Genomic DNA, 22,082 nt, shown 5'->3' with positions numbered 1-22,082 from the left:
TTAAAGGGTACTTACTTTATTTCTCAAAAACTGATCGGCTAAAACCAGTGCAGCCATCGCTTCTACAATAACTACAGCACGGGGCACTACACAAGGATCGTGGCGGCCCTTGCCTTTAATTTCAGCTGCTTCGCCCGCGGCATTAATCGTTTGCTGATTGTGCATAATGGTAGCAACCGGTTTAAAAGCCACTTTAAAAGTAATATCCATTCCGTTCGAAATACCACCTAAAATACCACCTGCATAATTGGTAGTGGTTTTAAATACTTTCGAATCAGCTGCTTTAGGCTGAGGGATATCGTTGTGCTGCGAACCTCTTAACTCGCTGCCAGCAAAGCCAGAACCATACTCGAAACCATGTACAGCATTAATGCTCAGCATGGCTTTGCCTAAATCGGCATGCAGTTTATCAAAAACCGGTTCGCCCAGTCCAGCCGGACATCCTTTTACCACACAGCTAATTTTTCCACCAACGGTATCTCCATCTTTGCGGATGGCATCAATAAATTCGATCATTTCGTATGCCGTCGCTGGATCGGCACAGCGCACAATATTTTCTTCTCTGATTTGAAGTAAAGCTGATAAATCGTTGCTTTCCAGGTTTGGTGCTTCAATTGTACCCACAGCTGTTACGTGAGCAAATATTTCAATCCCTTGTTGTTTTAAGAACAATTTGGCAATTGCACCTGCGGCTACGCGGGCAGCAGTTTCGCGTGCCGATGAACGGCCGCCACCGCGGTGATCGCGGATACCGTATTTGGCATCGTAAACATAATCAGCATGACTCGGACGGTACACATCAACATTGTGACCATAATCTTTAGAACGCTGATCTTCGTTTGGAATAAGTAAGGCAATTGGCGTTCCGGTACTTTTTCCCTCAAAAATACCCGATAATACCTGAACAGTATCGCTTTCCTTTCTTTGCGTTGTAATTTTCGATTGACCTGGTTTGCGTTTATCCAGTTCTGATTGGATAAAATCCATATCAATATTGAGTTGCGCCGGACAGCCATCGATAATTACCCCAATGGCTACGCCATGAGATTCGCCAAAAGTAGTAATACGAAATAGTTGTCCGAAAGAGTTACCTGCCATATATTTTAGATGTGAGAAGCTAGATATGAGATTTGAGAAATATTTCGGTTCTCATAGCTAAGCTTCAGTTTTTTAAGTTTAATTATTTTACTTTAGGTGTTTGAATTGAAATCTGTAATGTGAGAATTTTAATAGCCTCATATCTCACGTCTCAAATCTGGTATCTTAAATCTCTTGTACCTCAAACCCCGCTTTTTTCAAATCCTCCCAGTAATATGGATAAGATTTTTCCACTACCTGCATTTCTTCAATCTCTACTTCATTGATGAGTAAGGCAAGTGGAGCAAAAGCCATCGCCATACGGTGGTCCTCGTAGGTTGCAATGGTAATTTTATCAGGGAAATGAAGGTTATCGGTATTTAAGGTATAAACCAGGTTATCTTCTGTTAAAGTAACACCAATTTTAGCCAATTCATTTTGTAAAGCAGCAATGCGGTCGGTTTCTTTGATTTTTAAGGTTTCTAGTCCGGTAAAAGACATGTTTTTGCCTAATGCAGCTGCAATAACTACAATAGTTTGCGCTAAATCAGGGCAGGTTTTAAGGTCTAGTACCTGATTGGTATCTAATGATAAACCCAGGTTACTGATCGAAATCCCTTTTTCTGTTTTGCTGGTTGCGATGCCAAAAATCTTCATAATTTTCTGGATCTGACTATCGCCTTGTAAGCTTTTATCTTTTAACGCTGGTAAGCCGATTTCTGCCTCATCTGCTAATGCAGCAATGCTGTACCAGTATGATGCTGCGCTCCAATCGGGTTCTACCACGAGTGTAGCCGGTTTAAAAGCCTGTGGTTTTATCGAAATCAAATTGCCTGTCCAGCTGTGTGCTATACCCACTTCTGCAAGCATATCTAAAGTCATATCTACATAAGGCTTAGAAGTAAGCTCGCCCTCAATTTCTAAAGTTAAGCCTTGTGGTAACACAGGGGCAATCATCAACAATGCAGAAATATACTGACTACTGATATCGCCTTTAATTTTAACTTCAGCTGCTTTTTGATTCAACGGGCCAACAATATTCAAAGGAGGAAAGCCTTCGGCTTCAGCATAAGAAATATCGGCACCAATTGTTTTTAATGCTTCTGCCAAAATACCGATCGGGCGTTGTTTCATGCGCTCGGTCCCGGTTAGCAAGAAATTACCGTTTTTAGCCGAAAGATAGGCCGAAAGAAAACGCATTGCAGTTCCTGCAGGGCCAACGTCAACCAGTTCGGAGTTTGCAGTTTTCAGTTTGGAGTCTCCTCCCAAATCACCACTCTCAACTCCCAACTTATTCAGGATGCCATTTAAGGTAACTGTATCAGCTGCGTTAGATAAGTTTTCTACTTTAACCAGTTTTTTGCTTAAAGCGCTTATAATTAACGCCCGGTTGCATTCGCTTTTAGAGCCTGTTAATTGGATTTCCGTATTAATATTCTTGGTTCCTTTAAAAGAAACTAAGGCATTTTTTGACATTTTATTCTGTTTTATGCTCAAATGTAAGTGTCAGATGGAAACATCTGACACTACACTATATTTGTTTCTTAACATCATATTGTTTGTCGAAAGTTATTGTAAATCCCTCCAACATGCACTTTATGATATTATTGCCAGACTTCTGGCTTTAGTCTTTCAGCTTTCCGTTTTGGTTAATCCCTCCACCTTCAGCCTTCCAACCTTCGGCCTTTCTTAGGCTTTAACTTCAGTATGTTGCTCTGCAGCTATACCTTGCTCAGCTTTACCAGCATTCATAATTTCAGTTTGCTTACGGATCGACTCACCGTGTACCAATTCTAAGAACTTTTCGGTAAAGTTTAAGTCTAATTTTAAAGCTTTTGCAAATGCCTGACCTTTTTGAATAATGGCATCCCAACGGTTAACCTGTAAAATAGTTACCTGGTTATCGCGTTTAAATTCACCAATTTTAGCTACAATAGCCATACGCTCACCTAATTTCTGCAATAAGATATCATCAATTTTATCGATCGATTTACGTAATTCAGCTAATTTATCAGCAGAAGCTTCGTTTGCTACTTCTGGTTCGCGCACGGTTAAACGGTCTACCAATTCTGATAAAGCAGCAGGTGTAACTTGTTGTTTAGCATCTGTCCAGGCTACTGATGGATCAACGTGAGATTCGATCATTAAGCCTTGCATATCTAAATCTAATGCTTTTTGCGAGATGTAAGGGATTAACTCACGGTTACCGCAAATGTGGCTTGGATCGTTGATGATTGGTAAATCAGGGCAAAGTGTTTTTAACTGGATAGCAAGTTCCCACATTGGTTCGTTACGGAAAGAGCTTTTCTCGAACGAAGAGAATCCACGGTGGATTGCACCAATTTTAGTAATACCTGCGCCATTGATACGCTCAATTGCACCAATCCATAATTGTAAATCAGGATTAACCGGGTTTTTAATCAATACCGGAACATCATGCCCTTTTAAAGCATCAGCAATTTCCTGTACGGTGAAAGGGTTTACAGTAGAACGAGCACCAATCCAAAGGATATCAACACCTGCAGCTAAAGCTTCTTCAACGTGTTTTGCATTTGCAACTTCAACTGCTGTTGGTAAACCAGTTTCTGCTTTAGCACGTTTTAACCACTCTAAACCAATGCTGCCAATACCTTCAAATTCTCCCGGACGTGTGCGTGGCTTCCAGATACCAGCCCTTAAAACTGATACTTTACCAGTTGCAGCCAGTAAGTGTGCAGTAGTTAATAATTGCTCTTCAGTTTCTGCACTGCATGGTCCAGAAATGATTAACGGTTCGTTGTTTACGTTTAACCAGGTGTTTAATGGCTGGATGTTTAAATTTAGTTTCATGATGATGGGGGTGTTTAAAGTCCGGGGTCCCTTGTCGGAAGTCCGGAGTTATATTTTAATTATTTTATTGTTACAAGTTTTACTGTTCTGCTATTCTGTCTTTGGGCTCCTGACTTCGGACTCCCGACTTTTTATACTTTATCGTTCTTTTGGTATTCGCCAAGAATATTAAAGTTCGATGTGTATTTTAAGGCTTTCCTTACTGCCTTATCGTATTTATCGGTGCTTGGCCATTCTAAATCGACGTAAAAGTAATATTCGTTTCTTTTGCCCAGCACCGGCATAGATTGTATTTTTGTTAAGCTTACATCCTGTTCTGCAAAGATGTTTAACACGGTGGCCAGCGAGCCGGCTTTGTGCCCAACTTGGAAACAGATAGAAGCTTTGTTTATTTTTTTGCCTTCGTCTGTTTTATCTTTTTTCAGGATCAGAAAACGGGTGTAGTTTTTCTTGTTCGATTCAACACGACGCTCTAAAATGTTTAAACCGTAAAGTTCAGCAGCTAAGTTATTTGCGATTGCCATTGTATCTGTCAGTTTTTCTTCCTGGATGCGTTTGGCACAGGCAGCAGTATCGTTGCTTTCTACAATTTTAATGTGTGGATAATCGTAGAAGAAATCGATGCATTGACGGATAGCGATAGGGTGTGAGGTTACCACTTTAATATCTTCGAATTTTACACCCGGCAAGGCCATTAAGTGCAATTGGATGGGTAAGTAAACCTCGCCAACAACCGAGAAACCATAATCGCGGATTAAAGTGTAATTTGGCAATAAACTACCTGCAATGGAGTTTTCGATAGCCATAACCACGAAATCTGCTTCATTTTTTTCAAGCTTATCGCAGGTTTCTTTAAATGAATTACATTCTACAGTTTCAATGCTTTTACCAAAGAACTTGTAGGCTGCTTCTTCATGAAAAGAGGCCTTAATACCCTGAATTGCTACTCGTTTTGTCGTTTCCATTTTTTGCGTTAAACAAAAAAAGTCCCGGCTGTTTGCCGGGACTTTTTTATACATTTTAATATTTTTTATATATCTTTTTGCATATTAGCCCCGGCTCTCACTAAAATAGTAAAAGTAACCAAAGTAATATGTGTTAAAATTCTTCATTTCTTTTTTTTCGTTGAGCCAAATGTAGTAACAAAATTTAATTTGTCAATAGGAAATTGAAAATATTTTTAATAAAATTTAATTTTTTTGATTTTAGACCGTTTTGGTACATGGTATAAATTCGTTAGATAAGCTGGTTTGGCTAATAAACAATAGAAGCTATAGAATGGCATGAGGAAAGGAGATACATTAAATCCGGCCTGCTATCCGGTAAAACTTATTCATTTAGTTTTTTTGCAACTTCAACGAGGTAACTATTCGCGTATTCTCCAAAGTAGCTGATGTAGTCTCCACTTTTTGATATAACCACAAAGCTGCCGCAAGGGTAGTGGTGCTTAAAAAAATGCTTTTCAACAATCTGTTCAGGGTCTTTAATCCAGTTTATCGCTTTTCCGAATTTATCTAAGCCTGTATCCGTTTTATATACATAGAGTGGCACTGTTTTAACTTGATTCTGTAAATCTTTTTTTAACGTATTATTTGCGGCAATTACGAACTGCGGGTTGCCTGTAGAATTGCAGGTGTCCTGACAAGGGTAGTAAATAATTACAATTGGTTTTGCAGGATCGATTTTTCTGTTCGAAGCAGTTTCTAAAAAGGATAACAGCTGAGTTCTATCATTTATTTTCCCCTTTTCCTCTCTGTTAATCAGTTTATGGTGGTTGATGGAATCGCCCGGGATATCAAGCACAGTATTGGTCGAACGTTTTTCATCAAAAGTAGCTTTACTAATTTCTTTATGGTTTACATCGAAATACTTTGGCTCCTGAGCAAATAGGCAAAGAGAAAAGAAAGTTGCTAAGAGTAAGAATGCATATTTTTTCATGAGCGTAGATTTATGCTAATATGCTAAAAAATAACAAACCCTGCAGATTAAAAAAAATGCAGGGTTTGAGTAGTAATTATATTGCAGAACTTAATTCGGGTTGTTCTGACTTTAATTTTTTAGATTTTTCAAATTCTTCTGTATCGCGCAGCTCCTGTTGCATAATTTTCGCAATTTTGGTGCTTCCATCATGACTCCATCCGGGCGGATTGAAAATGTATTTCACTTTATCCACAAAGGTTGGTGCCTTTTTAACATCAGCAGTTAAGGCGATAAACTCATGGAAAATGATGTTTACAGGTCCTGTATCAGTAGGTTGGGTAGTTAAGCCATATTTCACCTCATCTTCTGGTAATTCTGCCTGAAAGGTTCCAAACCATCTGTCCCAAAGGATTAAAACCATACCCATATTTTTATCGAGGTAACGCACATTGCTGGCGTGGTGTACCCGGTGATGCGATGGTGTTACGAAAATATACTCGTACCATTTTGGGAATTTGATATTGTATTGGGTATGAACCAGGTTGCCGTAAATTTGGGTAACCAGGTAGGCAAAAAGAATATCGACCGCTGTAAAGCCCATAAAGGCCAGTGGCAGATAAAAGAATACCCGGTACAAAGGTTCGAAAACTGTAGAACGGAAACCTGTGGTTAAGTTAAAATGCTCTGATGAATGGTGGGTAACGTGCATGGCCCAGAAAAAGCGCACATAATGGCCAACTGTATGCAGAAACCAATAAAGGAAATCCTGTGCCAGGATTAACACCAGCCAGTAAACCCAAACATTACTAATTTGGAACAAACGGAACTGATAGCAATATTGCAATAAGAAAAAGGTACCCGTTTTAGTAGCTAAATTAATTACAATAGCTGCTGTCATCAGGTAAATATTGGTCCAGGTATCGCGTTTGGTATATAATTTTCTGTCGTGCAGGTAACTGAAATACATTTCAACCAGGGTTAAAACGATTACGAAACCAAAAAGCCCGATGACAGAAATATCACTTCCGGTAAATTTCATGCTATAAACTGTTATAATAATCTAAACTGCTTAAAATATCGGCTTTGGTAGCACGGCAGTTAAACGCGCATTTGCCTGTTGTTTCCAGTAAAGAGAACAAAATATTGCCATCTTCGTTCTTTTTATCACTTTTCATTAGATCTAAAAGCGTATCGTAGCTTTCTTTTTTGATGTGGTATTTAGGGTATAACGATAAGATATATCTGCTAATATCTTCTAGCTCTTCTGTGGTAAGGGTACTGTTATTAATCGAAAGTGCAGCTTCGCACACAAAACCAATGGCAATAGCCTCACCGTGAGTTAACGGATTTTCGTCGTTAGCGAGTGAGTACCCCTCAATGGCATGACCAATGGTATGGCCAAAATTTAAAATCTTACGCAGATTTTTTTCATGAGGATCGATGGTTACCACCTCGTTCTTAATTTCTACCGAGCGGTAAATGTCTTCTGCAGCAGGTGTTAAATAATTGCTTCCTTTTAATTTTTCGTAATAAGGTTTATCGTAAATTAAACCATGTTTAATCATTTCTGCAAAACCCGATAAAAGTTCGCGTTGTGGCAGCGTTTTTAAAAAGCCGGTTTCGATAAAAACCATTTGTGGCAGGGTAAAGGTACCTACCATGTTTTTTACATTGTCGATATCGATGCCGGTTTTACCACCTACAGAGGCATCAACCTGCGAAAGTAGGGTAGTGGGAATATTAACAAAATCGATTCCGCGTTTGTATGTAGAGGCAATAAAACCACCCATATCGGTAATTACACCACCACCAAGGTTAATCATTAAACTTTTGCGGTCGGCTTCAAAATCCAATAGGGTTTTCCAGATACCGATACAGAAATCGATGTTTTTATTTTCTTCGCCTGCCGAAGTTTCAATCAGGTCAAATTCAGAAAAATCCAAAAGCGATTGAAAAAGCGGTAAGCATATTTCACTGGTATGTTCATCAGCAAGTACAAAAACTTTGCTGTATTTATTGCTTTCTAAAAGTACTTTTAAAGCAGCTAAATTACTTTCGAAATAAACGGAGTGGCCTGCGCTGGTTAGTGGTTCCATTAAATAACTTCTATTTTATTTTCTCCAAAAGTAATAATATCGCCAACTCTAACCTTATAACGTTTGCGGTAATCTACCTCTCCGTTACATTTTACTAAACCATCTGTAACAACGGCCTGGGCATCGCCGCCGCTTCCAACCAATCCGGTAGCCTTTAACAACTGAATTAATGGAATAAATTCGCCTTCTAATTTGAATTGTATCATTTTCTGCAAAAATACGATTATTTAAACCTTTTTAGTTTTAACAATCAATGCTTTTTATAATTTTGCACCAATCTGACTTAATTATAGATAAAAAATGGATTCATCCCCCAATAAGCAACCAAATTTCGATAATACGGAAGTTGCGTTCCGTCAAAAAAGCAATACAGAATTAAAAAAAGCATACTGGCTTTTTAAAATCATCGCCAATAATTTTCTAACCAAAGTTGGTCCGGCCATTACCAATTTCTTTTTGAATATCGGACTACCCATTCAAGGTGCGATTAAAGCAACCATTTTTCAGCAGTTTTGTGGTGGCGAAACCATTGCCGAGTGCGATAAAGCAATAGATCAGTTACATAAGGGTGGTGTTGGTACTATTTTAGATTACTCTGTTGAAGGTGAAGAAGAAGAGCTGGTATTTGATGAAACATGTGCCGAAATTATCCGTACCATTGTTCGTGCCGATGGTGATGTTAAAATTCCAATTACGGTATTTAAGATTACCGGGATTGGTCGTTTTGCCCTGTTACAAAAGTTAGATGCAAAAGAAACCCCTACAGCAACTGAAGAGGCTGAGTATGAAAAGGTAAAAGTACGCTGCGAAAAAATATGCAAAACCGCTTTCGAGAAAGGTGTGCCAATTATGATTGATGCAGAAGAAACCTGGATTCAGGATACCATTGATGCACTGGCATTGGACATGATGCGTAAATTTAATCGCGAACGCATTATTGTGTATAACACTTATCAGATGTACCGCCACGATAAACTGGCTGATATGAAAGCCGACCATTTAATTGCGAAAGCCGATGGTTTTATTTTAGGTGTTAAAATGGTGCGCGGTGCCTATATGGAAAAAGAACGCAAACGCGCTGCCGAGATGGGTTATGCTTCGCCGATACAGCCAGATAAAGCCGCGTCTGACCATGATTATAACGAATCGTTACGCTATTGTGTAGATCATATTGAGGAGATTGCCATTGTTGCAGGAACACATAACGAAGATAGCAGCCGTTTGTTAACCTATTTACTGGAAGAAAAAAATATCGCCCATAACCACCCGCACGTGTACTTTGCACAATTGCTTGGCATGAGCGATAATTTAAGTTTTAACCTTGCCGATTCGGATTACAATGTAGCTAAATATGTACCTTACGGGCCAATTAAAGCCGTAATGCCTTATTTGTTCAGAAGGGCTCAGGAAAACACATCTGTTGCCGGCCAAACCAGTAGAGAGCTTGGCTTGATTGAAAGAGAATTAAAAAGAAGAAGACTGTAGTTCAGTTTTCGGTTGACAATTTACAGCAAGCAGTTGGTAGTTTTCAGTTTTGGGTGGTTTTACACACTTCCAGATGAAAATTGCCAACTGTTTTTTTTGAACTGGAAATTGCCAACAATTAGCAGTTTTTATGTAATAATTTACGGTTAGCAGTTGATGGTTTTCAGTTTTGTGCAGTTTTAGACATTGCCAACTGAAACTATTTCTTTACCACAAAAGATTGTTGTCCGGTTAACAGATCATAAAAAAGAATAAAATCACTGGCCAGGCTATACCCCGGATATTGAAAGGTAGCCGGTTTATTCTTCTCGAAAAAGAAATGACCAACCCAGGCAAAACTATAGCCCACTAAAGGCATTAACAGGAAGAAACGCCAGTTGTGAAAGAGAAAGCCTGCTAAGAAAGCCAATACCACTAAGCTGGTACCTATAAAATGCAGCACACGCGAAGTAGTGTTGGTATGCTCCGATAAGTAAAAAGGGTAGAACTCTTTAAGCGATGTAAACTTTTTTTCTGCCATAACCTAATTTACAAAATTCCGTTTGTTTTTAGAAACGAGGCTAATTGCGCTGGTTTTTCGGTCATTAACAAAGTATTTAAACCTACTTTTTTAGCGCCTTCAATATGTTGCGGACTATCATCTATAAACAAGGTTTCGGCTGGGTTTAAGTTGTTCTCTTTTAATACCTGTTCGAAAATATTGGTGTTTGGCTTGCGCAGTTTCATGTGCTGCGAAAAATATGCCTTTTCGAAATAATCGTCGTAATTGTTGATTTTAAAAGCAGCCTGCAGGTAGTTGATAATCCAATCGTAGTGGATTTCGTTATTGTTGCTTAGCAAAAACGTACGGTATTTTGATTTAACCTCTAACAGTAAATCGTGGTTTTGTTGTATGGTACCAATCAATAAGCTGTTCCACGCATCATCAATCTGCTGGTCGGTAAGTTGAGGTTGGTTGGCGGCCGCCCTGATACCTGCTCTGAATTCGGCCGGAGAAATGGCTCCGGTTTCAAAATCATCAAATAAACTGTTGTGGGCCTTATGTGCAAAAAAGGTTTCTACATCGGTAATGCCCAGTTTTTGGAAAGATGCCTGTGCGATTCTAAAATCTATATCGAATATTACGTTGCCGTAATCAAAAATGATGTTTTTAATATTTTGCATGTGCTACCAAATTTGCTGCAAAGATATTATTGCTGTGTTAAAGAAGTGTACACACGACTATCTTTTTACAATAAAAAAGCCCGAAACCTTTTTGATGTTGTTCCGGGCTTGCTGTTTATTTTGGCTCGACTATTACAGATTGAATAACGAGCTTATTATTTTTATCTTCAGATTTTACACCCTTAAATATAAAATAAAGGGAGTGAAGCTTTCCATCGGTGAGCAGATTTACAGGTACAGCTTTGGTAAATGTAGATTTCCCGACTACGGCCCCATCTTTACTATCAAGTCTGATTTCAATTTCACCTTCGGTGCCAGGTGCTAAGTTTGCAAATGAAAAACCAAAACTTGCAATACCGGTTAAATCGATGTCTTTTAAAGCTAACCAGCCATTATCGCGGGTTAAGACAAGTTTTTCGCCACCATAAATATCCTTCTTTTCAAAGCCTTTAACTTCTTTAATGTCCTCGGCATCAATTACACTGCTTCTCAGGTTAATTAAGTTGGTAGTGGTTAAAGGCTTTAATCCTTTTGCACCTGCATCAGTATAACTTGCTTTAAGTGTCATTACCGATTTCTTTTTATCAACGGTAGCAGGAGGAACAATCTTACCAGAAGTGGGTAGTGAGGCTGAAATCGTTTCCTTGTTGCCCAAAGTCATAATCCACTCGGTAATCTTTTTAACCTCAGCCTCTTTCATGGCACTGTGTGCCGGCATAGGCACCTCGCCCCAAACACCGTGACTGCCACCAATTACTTTCGAAGCCAGATAATCAACGGCCTTACTATCATTTTTATATTTTGCGGCAACTCTTTCAAAGGCAGGGCCAATTGAAACTGCCGATTCTTTATGGCAGGTGCTGCAATCTGACTTTAACATCAATGCTTTTCCAACTACTGTTTGTGCGGCTTGTTGGTGACCCAGTTGCGCACCAGCCATATCAGTTCCCTGGGTGTAGGTGTTTGAGATGTAAATACGGCTATTATTAACTTTTGCACCTTTATCGTTTACCAGCACTTTATAATCTATCACTTTGTTTGGGAAGTAAAAACTTTTGTTTCCGGCTAAAAGTATATCAACAGCCGGATGCTCGTTGCCTGCAAAAACCGGGATAACCTGGCTTTTGGCAGCAGCTTTACTTTTATCCATAACGGTTACGCTTACCGGGTATTCGCCAGCTTTGGTAAAAGTATATTGCAATGTTGGTGTAGTTGTAGTTTTAGTAATTCCTTTACCCAGGTTCCACACGTAGCTAAGCGCATCACCATCCGGATCTTTAGCCTTAACAGTAGCTGTTAATTTATAAGGTAATAAACCACTTGTTTTTGCTATATCTAAACTTTCTACACTTGGCGGACGGTTTCCTTTCATGTAATCTATACGGGTAATGGCTGCATCGGGGTTTTTAGAGAACCAGCCTTTTCCGTATTCCAGGATATACAGTTTCCCATCCGGACCCAGTTCCATATCAATTGGTGCAGCTAACGAAACTTTAGACAAGAAAGGCTCCATACTGATGTAATTGCCGGCAGCATCCATGGTTACTGCTTTTACCCAACCACGTACCCATTCGTAAATAATCAATTTTCCGTTGTAATAAGCAGGATAAGGCGAATTGGGCTTAGTATAATAAACCGGACCGGCCATAGCTGTACGCCCACCGGCACCAACCTGCGGAAATTCGCTAGATAAGCCATAAGGATACCAGATAAATGCTGGTTGGGTAGGTGGAAGCTGGGTTAAGCCTGTATTGTTTGGCGAATTGTTAATCGGCGTCGCAGGATTGAAAGCATCGCCGTTTGCACCATTGGTAAAATCGTAAGCTTTGTATGCATAGTTATTTCCAATAAATAAAGGCCAGCCAAAATTACCGGCTTTACGGGCCTGGTTAACTTCATCGTAGCCTCTCGGGCCTCTTAATGCATCGTCATCACTGGCATCCGGACCAACTTCACCCCAGTATAAAAAGTTGGTTTTCTGATCAACAGAAATGCGGTACGGATTCCGGTTGCCCATTACATAAATTTCGGGGCGACTTTTAGGATCGTTTTTAGGGAAAAGGTTGCCATCGGGAATGCTATAAGTAGCATCTTCATTAACTTTTATCCTTAAAATTTTGCCCCTTAAATCATTCGTATTTCCCGATGATCTTCTGGCATCATATTGTTCAAATCCTTTCCGGTTATCGAGTGGTGCATAGCCTTTATTTACAAATTTTTGGTTTGGTGCATCAAAAGGAGTGGAGTTATCTCCTGTAGAAACATACAATAATCCGTCTGATCCAAAGGCAATTGAACCACCAGTGTGGCAGCAAATGTCGCGTTGCGAATAAAACTCAAGAACAATTTTTTCCGATTCTTTAACAATCTGGTCGTTAACCAGTTTAAATCGAGATAATCTGTTTACCGATTTATCGAACGGGCTGTAAAAAAGGTAAACGTATTTGTTTACGGCAAATTTCGGATCGGCAGCCATACCCAGCAAGCCTTCTTCGGCGTTAACTCCGGGTGCATTGGTTTTAAAATAAACATCGAGTTTGCCAGCCTCTTTAAGCTTTTTGGTTTGGTTCTTATAAATCAGTATTTCGCCCCTTCGCTGAGTAACCAAAATATCCAGGTTGGGCAGAACAGCCATTTCTGTTGGTTCGGTAAATTCTCCCTGTGCAAGGGTAACTTTTACAAAGCGATCCTGATCAGGAGTATCGGTTTTATCAAAAGATAAAAAGGATGTTTTTTTGCTTTGATAGGTGTTTTTGTTAATTGTTGTTGCCGAAATGAGGGCAGCAGCAGATAGCAATAGTGTAAAAATAGTTTTCATTTATTTGGTTAATGGTGTGTTGCGTAAATATAGTGTATTATTTTATGCAATCGATACATTGTATCAAAATTAATGCTTATTGCCTAATTTTGGACTAAAAAAGCCTATCGCTTGTGCACCACAAACCATAAATAAAAAACAAAATGTTGTATGTTAAGCCCGGAAATTACCTAAAACACACCCTGCTTAATAACCAGGATCGTGCCGTCGTTTTTGAGTTTATAATAATACTGTTTTTCGCGACGACGGTTTAAAATTTCGATATGGGCCACTTCTCCCTGCTTGCCAGTATCATCCTGAATATTGTCGCCTTCTTTTACGTTATCTAGTTCTTTTTCCGAACTGTTTTTTGTTAGCTTTTTCATGTTTTGATATATTGATGTATAGTACTAACAGGTTGCTCACTATATAGTTTAAATTTGGTTAACAACCGTAGGTTGTGCGTATATCAAATTTAACATTTTGATATTATTGGCAAGCTTTGCATATCAACTAGTCTGTTAGGGTTATCTATTTATTTTAACAGGATATCTACTGCGGTATCTGTACAGTATTGGTAACCTTATATTTATATGGCTAAACAATTAAAACTATTTTGTATGACCGGAGTTATTACTGCTTATAATAAACAAAGGGGATTTGGGCTAATTTCTCAGCTCCTGGTTGCGGAAAGTATTTATTTCGATATTGCAGATTGTAAAGCGAAAGGTTTGTATGTTGGTAGCTCGGTAGAATTTGATACCCAGATTACGAAAAGGGGCATAGTGGCCAAAAATATCATGGCTATAGCTAAATATAAGCCCAGAGTTAAAACATGTTTGTGAGAAGCTGCATATCAACCGCTGAAAAAGACTGGTTTTAATTAAAAAATGGTTCAACGGCTTATAGTTGAGATAGTTTTTGTATGTTTATGTTCAAAAATCTAAATTGAATGCAAGGAACAGTAAAATTTTTTAACGAATCTAAAGGTTTTGGATTTGTAATTACCGAAAGCGGAGAAGAGGTCTTTGTTCACGTTACAGGGCTGATTGATAAAGTAAAACAAAACGATAAAGTAACGTTTGAAATAGCACAGGGCAAAAAAGGCGCCAATGCCATTAATGTGAAACTGGCGTAATTTACTTCTTTAAAGCGTGGCGTTTTGTCGGGTTTGATATCCTGAATTCATCCTTAGTAGACGGGTAAGTGTTTAAAATGAGTCATTTTACCTGCTCAAAATAGTTGTCTTTCTTATTTATTTACCCAAATTACGATGCCGGCGCTAGTGTTGCAGTGCTGAAATTATTTTGGCATAGTTTTATAGGCTATGCTGTAAAATGAGCTCAGGCTAAGATGATAAAACAAATGGGGATAATAGGATGTTATAGTGAAGCAGAGGGTTTTGGTAAGATTAAAACTGAATTCGGAGTAGAAGTTTTGTTTTACCATACAGGGGTGTTAAATGGAGCTGACCCAAAGGCTGGGTTAGCTGTTTCTTTTGAAATGCACGAGGCATTATTAGTTGCCATAAACATACAGGTAATTGACCAGTTCGGTACTGCTTTATAAATCAGTAGATTGATTGTTTTTTGCATTATTTGTCATACATGCTGATAAATTTTATCTTTAGCGCGTAACCAGATGATGTAATTCTGGTCTTACTAATGTTTATCCCCTTTTAGTTTATATGATACAGCTGGAGCCAATTAGCGGAATTTTTAAGAGAGAGCGTGCGCTTTTGGCGGCATTTCCTATGCGAATGCTGATTGTTAAAGAGGGGACTGGCTTTTTATGTATGAATTCTGGCGATTACATGCTGGTAAACAGAAGAATATTCTTTATTCCTGAAGAAGGTTTGGTTAGGTTGGAAGGTGAAATTAAATCGGGTTATTGGCTTAGTTTTAGTAGTTTGCTGTATGCTGAGTTTTTGCTGCAGCATTTAGATCCGATGGCTAAAAATTTATTCCTTAACTTATCTTTTAGGGATTTGGAAGTTTCCGAATCTGCCAAAACCTATAGTTTGCTCGATCAGTTGAAGAGAGAGATTAATGCCCGAAAAGACCTGTCGTTTCTGGCACAATACTTATCATTATTTTTAGGTTATACAGCGGGCTTAGATGGTTATCTGGCAGCTTTAACGCTCGATGAATTGCAACAGGTACTGCGTTTTAGGGCAATTTTGGAACAGTACTATAAGCAGGAACGGTCAATTCAGTTTTATGCCGAAGGAATGGGAATGAGCGCAGGCAAGCTAAACCGCTTTTTAGACCATGTTTTGGGAAAAAGCCTGGCGGTTTTAATTAAAGACCGCATTATGCGCGAAGCCGAAGCCTTATTGACCCATAGCGACTATACTGTAGATGAAATAGCTACAATGCTTGGTTTTGAACAAACGGCTAATTTTAACAGCAGTTTTAAACGTTATAAAGGAATATCGGTATTTCAGTTTAGCAAGATGGCGCTGTTGAATTGAAAATTGGTGCGTCTGGCAAAGAAATGGACATCTTTCAATTTCATCTCTTCAAGAAAACAGATTTTCCCGACCTCAAACATTATTTGCTTTAGCGCCTAACGCGTAAGGGCTTGTACGCTGCATCTATATATCAGTCGCACCAATTTTGCAAGGCCTAAATTATACAATCTTGCCCTAAGAATGAAAAATATAAGCAAATTGTTGCAGTATTAATCCTCAAATAAATAACCGCTGTAGGCTAATCCCTTAGCTACACTTTTAAAATTGTCGCCCGAGTTTAGGGGGATGTGCGGGAATTTGTTTTTAAACAACTGTTGTACTGCTGCAACCATCGAGGTACCGCCAGTTAAAAACAAACAATCAATATCCTGCGGTTTAACCTTATAAGTCTCCATAAATTGATTGAGGTAATTTTCAATTTTATGTATGTCTTTTTCGATGATTCCGTTATACTGTTCAATAGAAATATCTTCGTCAATTTCGATTTCCATATTGGAATAAGCGAAGTTAGATAAAGACTGGTCAGATAACTCGATCTTCGTTCTTTCGATCGATCTGAACAGCGAATAACCCAGGTTATTTTCGATCAGGGTTATCAGATTTTTGAATTTAGGGTCGTTGCCGGAGTAGTAGTAATATTCTTCAATCTCTTTCTGGATTTTTAATCCATTAAAGAAATTCATCTTATCCCAGGTGCAAATGTTTGCAAAAAGTGATTTGGGTACGTTGAGCACCTTACCCGGCGTGGCTTCGTATGTGGTGTTTTTTCCAAAATACGGTGTGCCTTTTTCCCACATAAAGGCCGAATCAAGGCTATCTCCACCAATATAAATGCCACCAGAAGCAATCATATCGTTTTTACGGTCTTTGCTACCCACCTTGGCAGGGTCGAGCACCAGATAAGTGAAATCTGTTGTTCCTCCACCTAAATCGGCTACCAATACACGTTCTTTTTGAGTGATGGTTTTTTCGTAAGCAAAGGCTGCGCCAATGGGTTCGAACTGAAAGCGTACCTGGGTAAAACCTGCACTTTCGGCTGCCTTTTTTAGCCTTGTTTGTGCTAGTGTATCTTTCATGGTATTATCGTCGTCGAAGAATACCGGTCGGCCAATAATGGCCCTGTGGCAATCTTCGCCAATAATCTTATCGGCTTTATCTTTTAAATCTTTAAGGATTAAGGTAACCAGATCTGATGCTGTATAGCGTTTGTTGTGGATGCGGGTTTCGGTAAAAGTAGTGCGCGATAGGATTTGTTTAATCGATTTGATAAACCGCCCTTTCATGCCATCATTCAGGTAAGCATCAATAGCTTTCTCGCCCACAATATGGCTTTCGCCATCTACCATGCTTTTGGTTTCGGTAAAATAAATTAACGAAGGGATTGAGATGGTATCTACAATTTCTCTTTTTTCTTCATCATAAATAGAAAGGGCCGAATTGGTTGTTCCGAAATCTATTCCGTATAAAAACTTACTCATGGGCTTGATATAAAGTATGGCGACTAAAATGGGGCTGCGAAAGTATTAAAAAAACACTTAGCAGGATAAATTTTTTTAAAATAATTCGCTGGTGCCCAAATGAGCGTTAACAATGCGGGTTATTTGTTGACCAAGTTCTTTGGCATTGCCAATACCAACACTCTTTAATGCAGCCAGCTGGTCGGTTGTGCGTGGCATCCGTTCGGCAATAGAAAGGAGCGCCAGATCAGAAAGTACAGCATGATCGGCAGTTCCCCTTTGTGTTGCAATGGTTTTTCTCCATTCAACCAGGTTTTTGTACACCTGCGGGTTGCTGATTTCTTTTGGTTTGATGCTCGTTTTTACCTGCTTCTTTTCACCTGGCTGTTTATTGCTGCTGGAGTGCAGGGTATCAACGTAGTTTTGAATCGAAAAGGGATTCCACGAAATATTAAATAAGGCCAGTTTAATATTTAAAGCTTCTTTGCAATCTTTTAGCAGGGTTAATAGTTTATCCGAATGGCTATCGTTGTAGAAATTGATGGCTACAATCCTATCCATTAGCGCAATAACCTGCTTCAGTTTTGGAATAAAATAATCAGATGCTTTTTGCAGCCGCTCCATAAAAGTGCTTTCGGCTGCTGGATGCCTCGAAGTAGAAACTTTGGCATATTCTTTTGCGATAAAGCTACGGGCAACTTTAAAAATTTCGTTTTGTAGCAGTTGGTTACCTTGTTCGTATAAAGCTAAAAAAGCGTTTTTCTCGTCTTTATCAATCAGTTTGGAGCGGCCGAGTTTTTCCCAGTCTTTGGCCACCAGCGAAAAATCCAATAGCTCGTGTATTAGTCCCCAGGCGTATTGCTGGCTACAGCGTTCCAATAATTCAGTAGAGGGTTTTTCCTGGTGACTTGTTTTTGTAAAACTGATTACTTTGGCATCGGTAATGATATTTTCTGCAGCCACCGGCGATTTCAAAATCAGGCCTTCCAGACTTCGGCAACGGCTTAGTGCAACATAGGCCTGTCCATGCGTAAATGCAGTGCTTACATCTAATATGGCCTTATCAAAAGTTAATCCCTGACTTTTGTGCACGGTAATGGCCCATGCCAGTTTAAAAGGGTATTGAGCGAAAGAGCCGGTACTGTTTTCGTTTATTTTGTTGTCTTCTTCGCTGAGGTTGTATTTAACATTCTGCCAGATTTCTTTTTCAACCTCAATTTCCCGGCCACCATCTGTAAAGGCTACTTTAATATTATCCTGGCTAATGGCTGTTACTTTGGCTGCTTTCCCGTTGTAATATTGCTTTTTGCCCGACGAATCATTTTTGATAAAAATAACCTGTGCACCAAGCTTCAGCTGCAATTTTTCATCAGTAGGGTAGGCATCCTTCGGGAAATCGCCACTTACTTCGGCATCAAAATCAAATATTTCACCATCCAGTTTTTCTAAACAGCCTTTGTTTATTTCGTTTACCAGCTGGTTGTGTGTGGTAAGGGTAATATAATCGTCTTTCCATTCCTGGTTTAACGATGGATCGTAACGTTCGTTGAGTTTGGCCAATAAAAGCGCACTGAGGTCGTTTTCGCGCATGCCGTTTAAAATATCCAGAAACACCGGGTCGCTTTGGCGGTATACCTTTTCCAGGGTAAACGTAATCATCGGAGTGGATTTGAAAATCAGGCTATCGAAGAAATAAGGACTTTGATAATAGCTGCCTAATATATGCCAGGCATCATGAAAGATGGGCGAAAGTTGGTACAAATCACCGATCATGAGTAGCTGTACGCCACCAAAAGCACGGTTCGACCCTTTTACTCTTTTTAAAGTACGATCAATAAAATCGATAATATCTACACGCACCATACTGATCTCATCGATAATTAAAAGATCGAGGCAGCGCAGCAGTCTGGTTTTCTCGTCAGAATATTTAAATGGAGCTTCTGTATTTTCGTCAACAACCGGAATCAAAGGCCCAAAAGGAATCTGAAAAAACGAGTGCAGTGTAACCCCACCCGCATTTATGGCCGCAACAGCGGTAGGAGCCACCACGGCATAATTTTTTTTGGTGTTTTCCCTGATTTTGCGCAACAGGGTGGTTTTTCCAGTACCGGCCTTGCCCGTTAAAAACATAGGCTGGTTGGTTGTGGCTAAAAAATCTAAAAGGAGTTGGTTGTCCGGATCGGGCGTATTCATATCTATTACAAAAATAACCTATTCGCTATGCATTTGGTAAGAGATAGAAGGCTGTTTTATCCACAAAATGGAAAGTTTTTGTTTGTTGTGCGAACAAATATGCCCGGCAGAAAGCAGAAGGCCAGTTTGTTTTTTTAAATTAAGCAATTGAAAATGAGTTTGTACGCAAAATATTTTAATTTTAAATGAAAAACATTTTCGAAAATTGAATGCAAATTTGTAACATTGCACTCGCAAAAAAGCTAAGGCTTTTTTCCGGGCCTATAGCTCAGCTGGTTAGAGTAGAAGACTCATAATCTTTTGGTCCCTGGTTCGAGCCCAGGTGGGCCCACTGCCTTAAACCCCTTTAAGTATAACTTGAAGGGGTTTTTTGTTGGGTCAAAAACTATGCTATAGATCATTTAAAGGCTGTTTTGATGACGGTGCGTATTTCAAAAAAAAGCTATCAACCCCGTTTTAGGCTCAGAGATAACGTGACCACGCTCTGCATCATATTTACATCCTTTCAAATTTCACCCTGATAAACCTCGGTCTGTAAAGATTAGGATGCGCTTGCAGGTCCTTAAAAAAATCGAATGAGTTTACATTGTAACTAATCAGCAATTCGCCCTTTTTGGATAAACCCGGATGTGCTTTTGCATTATAAGTAAAAAATGATTTCAATTCAATGGCTTCCGAAGTACCCCACAGTTTAATTACTTTACCAAAAGGGCCATAAGGTGTTTTTCCCAGCTGCATACAGATATGCCTGCCGATACCGCTTTGCTGAAATACCAGTGCGTAACGTCCATTGGGCAGTTGCGAAAGACTGAGCTCGTTTGACACCTGATCCGTTACCGCTGCCGATTTTTTAATGTCGGCCTGCCAGTTGGCTCCGTCCCAGTAACTCCATTTGTTATAGTTTTCAAAATCTTTTGGTAGAACCCTGGCAACCAAAAGTTTCTTGGTTTTACCGAAAGTACCATACACATAAATGTAGCCATCAGCATTTACTTCGCCGGCCTGCTTCGTATTTATATAAATGCCGGCCCCAAAAGAACCAGTTTCACCATCTTGCTCGAGATAAAAAGGCGTATCCTTTTGTTCGTAATTTTGAAAAGGCAAAGCCTCGCCGGCTTTAATTTTAATCAAAGTATTGCCCACTTCGGCAAAACCAAAAGCACCGCCACCTGTACTTTTAATGCGGTAACCAAAAATGAAAGTGGCATTATCTAGATCCTGGTTTACAAAACCATCACCAAGCCAGTAATAGTCGCCAGCTTGCGTTAATGGTGTTTTGGGTACGAAGATAGATTCGGGTTTTTGATTGACCTTTTTCCAACTAAAACTGATTTTATTGGGATCGGGCTCATTACCATCCAGCACCGCCACCGCATTGTGAATCATTACGGCGTTAGGTTCCATTTTGCCACCGCTTACCTTCCCGATCATACTATCGCTAAAAATAAACAATGTCTTTTTCGCTTTAGGCGGCGATGACTCTTTCCCGTTTAATGCAATGCTGTAAATCCCGTCGCCCCCGAACCAGCCATCCGTTCTGTTAAACAGATTGGTCCATTCCGGTGCAGCAGATACTTTAAACCTGATGCTATCCAGCCCCTGTGCCCATAGTGATATAGAAGCAGTAAAACTTAGCAATAATAGGGATACAAAAGCTTTCATAGGTTGGATTTAATTGTGTTTTTCTTTATCCTGTTATTATAATATTTGCGGATCGGCTTATTAACAAAAATCATAGCATTAGGTTTCATCTATATATTCAAGAATATCGGCAGGCTGACAATTGAGTGCCTTACAGATAGCTTCTAAAGTGCTAAAACGTATGGCTTTCGCTTTTCCGGTTTTTAAAATGGATAAGTTAGAGAGGGTCAGCTCAACTTTTTCTGATAGCTCGTTAAGCGAAATCTTTCGCTTGGCCATCATTACATCTAAGTTTACAATAATTGGCATAGTTATACAGTTAAGTCGTTTTCGTTTTGGAGTTCTACACCTCTATTAAAAATTTGTGATATAACATACACAACAGCCGCCATCAAAATAAAAGCCTGACCGTCTTCCCAAAACCGGTCTAATTTGTCGGTTTCGTATCCTTGTTGCTGTAAGTCTTTTGCAACCTGCGTGGCAATAAGGCTAATGATGCCGATGGAAAATGTGTAATAAGCTATGCTTTTGATTTTGTTGGCAACATGGCTGTTAAATGGATTGGATAAATCCAGTTTGTAAAGCAGCATGATCAAAATATAGAAAAGCATTGCCTTTAAAATTGATACGACCAATAAAAAACCATACATACCAAAAAAAGCCAGTTGGCTTTGCTGGTACATTTTACTTAGATCTAATTTTTGGTACAGATTGCCCACAAACTCGGGTTTGAACACACTAAAAATAAAATTAACCAACAGTCCGCCTGCTTCTATACACAAGCCGACAAAAATTACCCAGGCAATAACGTGCAGGGCTTTAAATACGAAGTTGTTTCTTTTTGACATTGTCCTAAATGTTTAATTTATTTGACAAAAATAATAAATATTTATTGATAAACAATAAAATTATTTTGATAAAAGAATAATTTTGAACGAAAATCATTTCTT

General features: G+C 39.2%; 22 protein-coding genes and 1 tRNA gene. 6 read left to right on the top strand and 17 right to left on the bottom strand.

The genetic code is table 11. The annotated features are described in order from the left end of the window. The 8 genes from aroC to G7074_RS00275 all read right to left on the bottom strand — a co-directional run bounded on the left by aroC (position 1) and on the right by G7074_RS00275 (position 8,128). Positions 1-1,098: a chorismate synthase gene (gene aroC / locus G7074_RS00310; RefSeq protein WP_124558670.1), complete on the bottom strand. Its 1,098-nt coding sequence runs from the start codon at positions 1,096-1,098 to the stop codon at positions 1-3. A gap of 165 nt (positions 1,099-1,263) precedes the next feature. Further along, the gene (gene aroA / locus G7074_RS00305; protein ID WP_124558669.1) at positions 1,264-2,553 is read right to left on the bottom strand and encodes a 3-phosphoshikimate 1-carboxyvinyltransferase; all 1,290 of its coding nucleotides are present in this window, start codon (positions 2,551-2,553) and stop codon (positions 1,264-1,266) included. A 213-nt stretch (positions 2,554-2,766) separates the two neighbouring features. Continuing rightward, positions 2,767-3,906: a chorismate mutase gene (locus tag G7074_RS00300; RefSeq protein ID WP_124558668.1), complete on the bottom strand. Its 1,140-nt coding sequence runs from the start codon at positions 3,904-3,906 to the stop codon at positions 2,767-2,769. 131 nt (positions 3,907-4,037) lie between these two features. Next, positions 4,038-4,871 (bottom strand): prephenate dehydratase, encoded by an 834-nt coding sequence (locus G7074_RS00295; protein WP_090771471.1) that lies wholly within the window; start codon positions 4,869-4,871, stop codon positions 4,038-4,040. 364 nt (positions 4,872-5,235) lie between these two features. Next, positions 5,236-5,844, bottom strand: coding sequence for a hypothetical protein (locus G7074_RS00290; protein ID WP_124558667.1), 609 nt, complete (start codon positions 5,842-5,844; stop codon positions 5,236-5,238). 76 nt (positions 5,845-5,920) lie between these two features. Then, positions 5,921-6,865, bottom strand: coding sequence for a sterol desaturase family protein (locus G7074_RS00285; protein ID WP_124558666.1), 945 nt, complete (start codon positions 6,863-6,865; stop codon positions 5,921-5,923). 1 nt (position 6,866) lies between these two features. Continuing rightward, the gene (aroB, locus tag G7074_RS00280) at positions 6,867-7,922 is read right to left on the bottom strand and encodes a 3-dehydroquinate synthase (protein ID WP_124558665.1); all 1,056 of its coding nucleotides are present in this window, start codon (positions 7,920-7,922) and stop codon (positions 6,867-6,869) included. Beyond that, a complete protein-coding gene (locus G7074_RS00275) occupies positions 7,922-8,128 on the bottom strand; it encodes an RNA-binding S4 domain-containing protein (RefSeq protein ID WP_124558664.1) in 207 nt (68 codons plus the stop codon). Before G7074_RS00275 ends, aroB begins: the two co-directional genes overlap by 1 nt. Positions 8,129-8,222: 94 nt before the next feature. On the opposite strand from G7074_RS00275, the gene G7074_RS00270 reads away from it, so the two are divergent. Beyond that, positions 8,223-9,407, top strand: coding sequence for a proline dehydrogenase family protein (locus G7074_RS00270; RefSeq protein ID WP_124558663.1), 1,185 nt, complete (start codon positions 8,223-8,225; stop codon positions 9,405-9,407). A gap of 199 nt (positions 9,408-9,606) precedes the next feature. On the opposite strand, the gene G7074_RS00265 is transcribed toward G7074_RS00270, so the two are convergent. The 4 genes from G7074_RS00265 to G7074_RS00250 all read right to left on the bottom strand — a co-directional run bounded on the left by G7074_RS00265 (position 9,607) and on the right by G7074_RS00250 (position 13,754). Further along, a complete protein-coding gene (locus G7074_RS00265) occupies positions 9,607-9,927 on the bottom strand; it encodes a DUF962 domain-containing protein (protein WP_124558662.1) in 321 nt (106 codons plus the stop codon). An 8-nt stretch (positions 9,928-9,935) separates the two neighbouring features. Next, complete coding sequence (locus G7074_RS00260) at positions 9,936-10,571, bottom strand: HAD family phosphatase (RefSeq protein ID WP_124558661.1); 636 nt, start codon at positions 10,569-10,571, stop codon at positions 9,936-9,938. 115 nt (positions 10,572-10,686) lie between these two features. Further along, a complete protein-coding gene (locus tag G7074_RS00255) occupies positions 10,687-13,389 on the bottom strand; it encodes a PQQ-dependent sugar dehydrogenase (RefSeq protein WP_124558660.1) in 2,703 nt (900 codons plus the stop codon). Between the two features lie 170 nt (positions 13,390-13,559). Continuing rightward, a complete protein-coding gene (locus tag G7074_RS00250) occupies positions 13,560-13,754 on the bottom strand; it encodes a hypothetical protein (protein ID WP_124558659.1) in 195 nt (64 codons plus the stop codon). A 207-nt stretch (positions 13,755-13,961) separates the two neighbouring features. On the opposite strand from G7074_RS00250, the gene G7074_RS00245 reads away from it, so the two are divergent. The 4 genes from G7074_RS00245 (at position 13,962) to G7074_RS00230 (ending at position 15,841) form a co-directional block, all read left to right on the top strand. Next, on the top strand, positions 13,962-14,213 hold the full coding sequence (locus tag G7074_RS00245; RefSeq protein ID WP_166205976.1) for a cold shock domain-containing protein: 252 nt from the start codon (positions 13,962-13,964) through the stop codon (positions 14,211-14,213). A gap of 107 nt (positions 14,214-14,320) precedes the next feature. Continuing rightward, positions 14,321-14,506, top strand: a complete 186-nt coding sequence (locus G7074_RS00240; protein WP_124558657.1) for a cold-shock protein — start codon at positions 14,321-14,323, stop codon at positions 14,504-14,506. A gap of 215 nt (positions 14,507-14,721) precedes the next feature. Next, a complete protein-coding gene (locus tag G7074_RS00235) occupies positions 14,722-14,937 on the top strand; it encodes a hypothetical protein (protein WP_124558656.1) in 216 nt (71 codons plus the stop codon). A gap of 118 nt (positions 14,938-15,055) precedes the next feature. Then, on the top strand, positions 15,056-15,841 hold the full coding sequence (locus G7074_RS00230; protein WP_124558655.1) for an AraC family transcriptional regulator: 786 nt from the start codon (positions 15,056-15,058) through the stop codon (positions 15,839-15,841). A 209-nt stretch (positions 15,842-16,050) separates the two neighbouring features. On the opposite strand, the gene G7074_RS00225 is transcribed toward G7074_RS00230, so the two are convergent. Together G7074_RS00225 and G7074_RS00220 are read right to left on the bottom strand one after the other, a co-directional pair. Beyond that, on the bottom strand, positions 16,051-17,319 hold the full coding sequence (locus G7074_RS00225; RefSeq protein ID WP_166205973.1) for an Hsp70 family protein: 1,269 nt from the start codon (positions 17,317-17,319) through the stop codon (positions 16,051-16,053). A gap of 75 nt (positions 17,320-17,394) precedes the next feature. Continuing rightward, positions 17,395-19,491, bottom strand: coding sequence for an HRDC domain-containing protein (locus G7074_RS00220; protein WP_166205970.1), 2,097 nt, complete (start codon positions 19,489-19,491; stop codon positions 17,395-17,397). A gap of 257 nt (positions 19,492-19,748) precedes the next feature. On the opposite strand from G7074_RS00220, the gene G7074_RS00215 reads away from it, so the two are divergent. Then, a tRNA-Ile gene (locus G7074_RS00215) sits at positions 19,749-19,822 on the top strand. Between the two features lie 164 nt (positions 19,823-19,986). On the opposite strand, the gene G7074_RS00210 is transcribed toward G7074_RS00215, so the two are convergent. The 3 genes from G7074_RS00210 to G7074_RS00200 form a co-directional block, all read right to left on the bottom strand. Then, the gene (locus tag G7074_RS00210; RefSeq protein ID WP_124558624.1) at positions 19,987-21,153 is read right to left on the bottom strand and encodes a DUF4185 domain-containing protein; all 1,167 of its coding nucleotides are present in this window, start codon (positions 21,151-21,153) and stop codon (positions 19,987-19,989) included. 78 nt (positions 21,154-21,231) lie between these two features. After that, positions 21,232-21,441: a helix-turn-helix transcriptional regulator gene (locus tag G7074_RS00205; RefSeq protein WP_124558623.1), complete on the bottom strand. Its 210-nt coding sequence runs from the start codon at positions 21,439-21,441 to the stop codon at positions 21,232-21,234. A gap of 2 nt (positions 21,442-21,443) precedes the next feature. Beyond that, on the bottom strand, positions 21,444-21,980 hold the full coding sequence (locus tag G7074_RS00200; RefSeq protein WP_124558622.1) for a DUF2975 domain-containing protein: 537 nt from the start codon (positions 21,978-21,980) through the stop codon (positions 21,444-21,446). Between the last annotated feature and the right edge of the window lie 102 nt (positions 21,981-22,082).

Source organism: Pedobacter sp. HDW13, from assembly GCF_011303555.1.
GTDB lineage: Bacteria > Bacteroidota > Bacteroidia > Sphingobacteriales > Sphingobacteriaceae > Pedobacter.
Note: the sequence above shows the minus strand (reverse complement) of the source record. Positions and strands in the feature narration are given on the sequence as shown.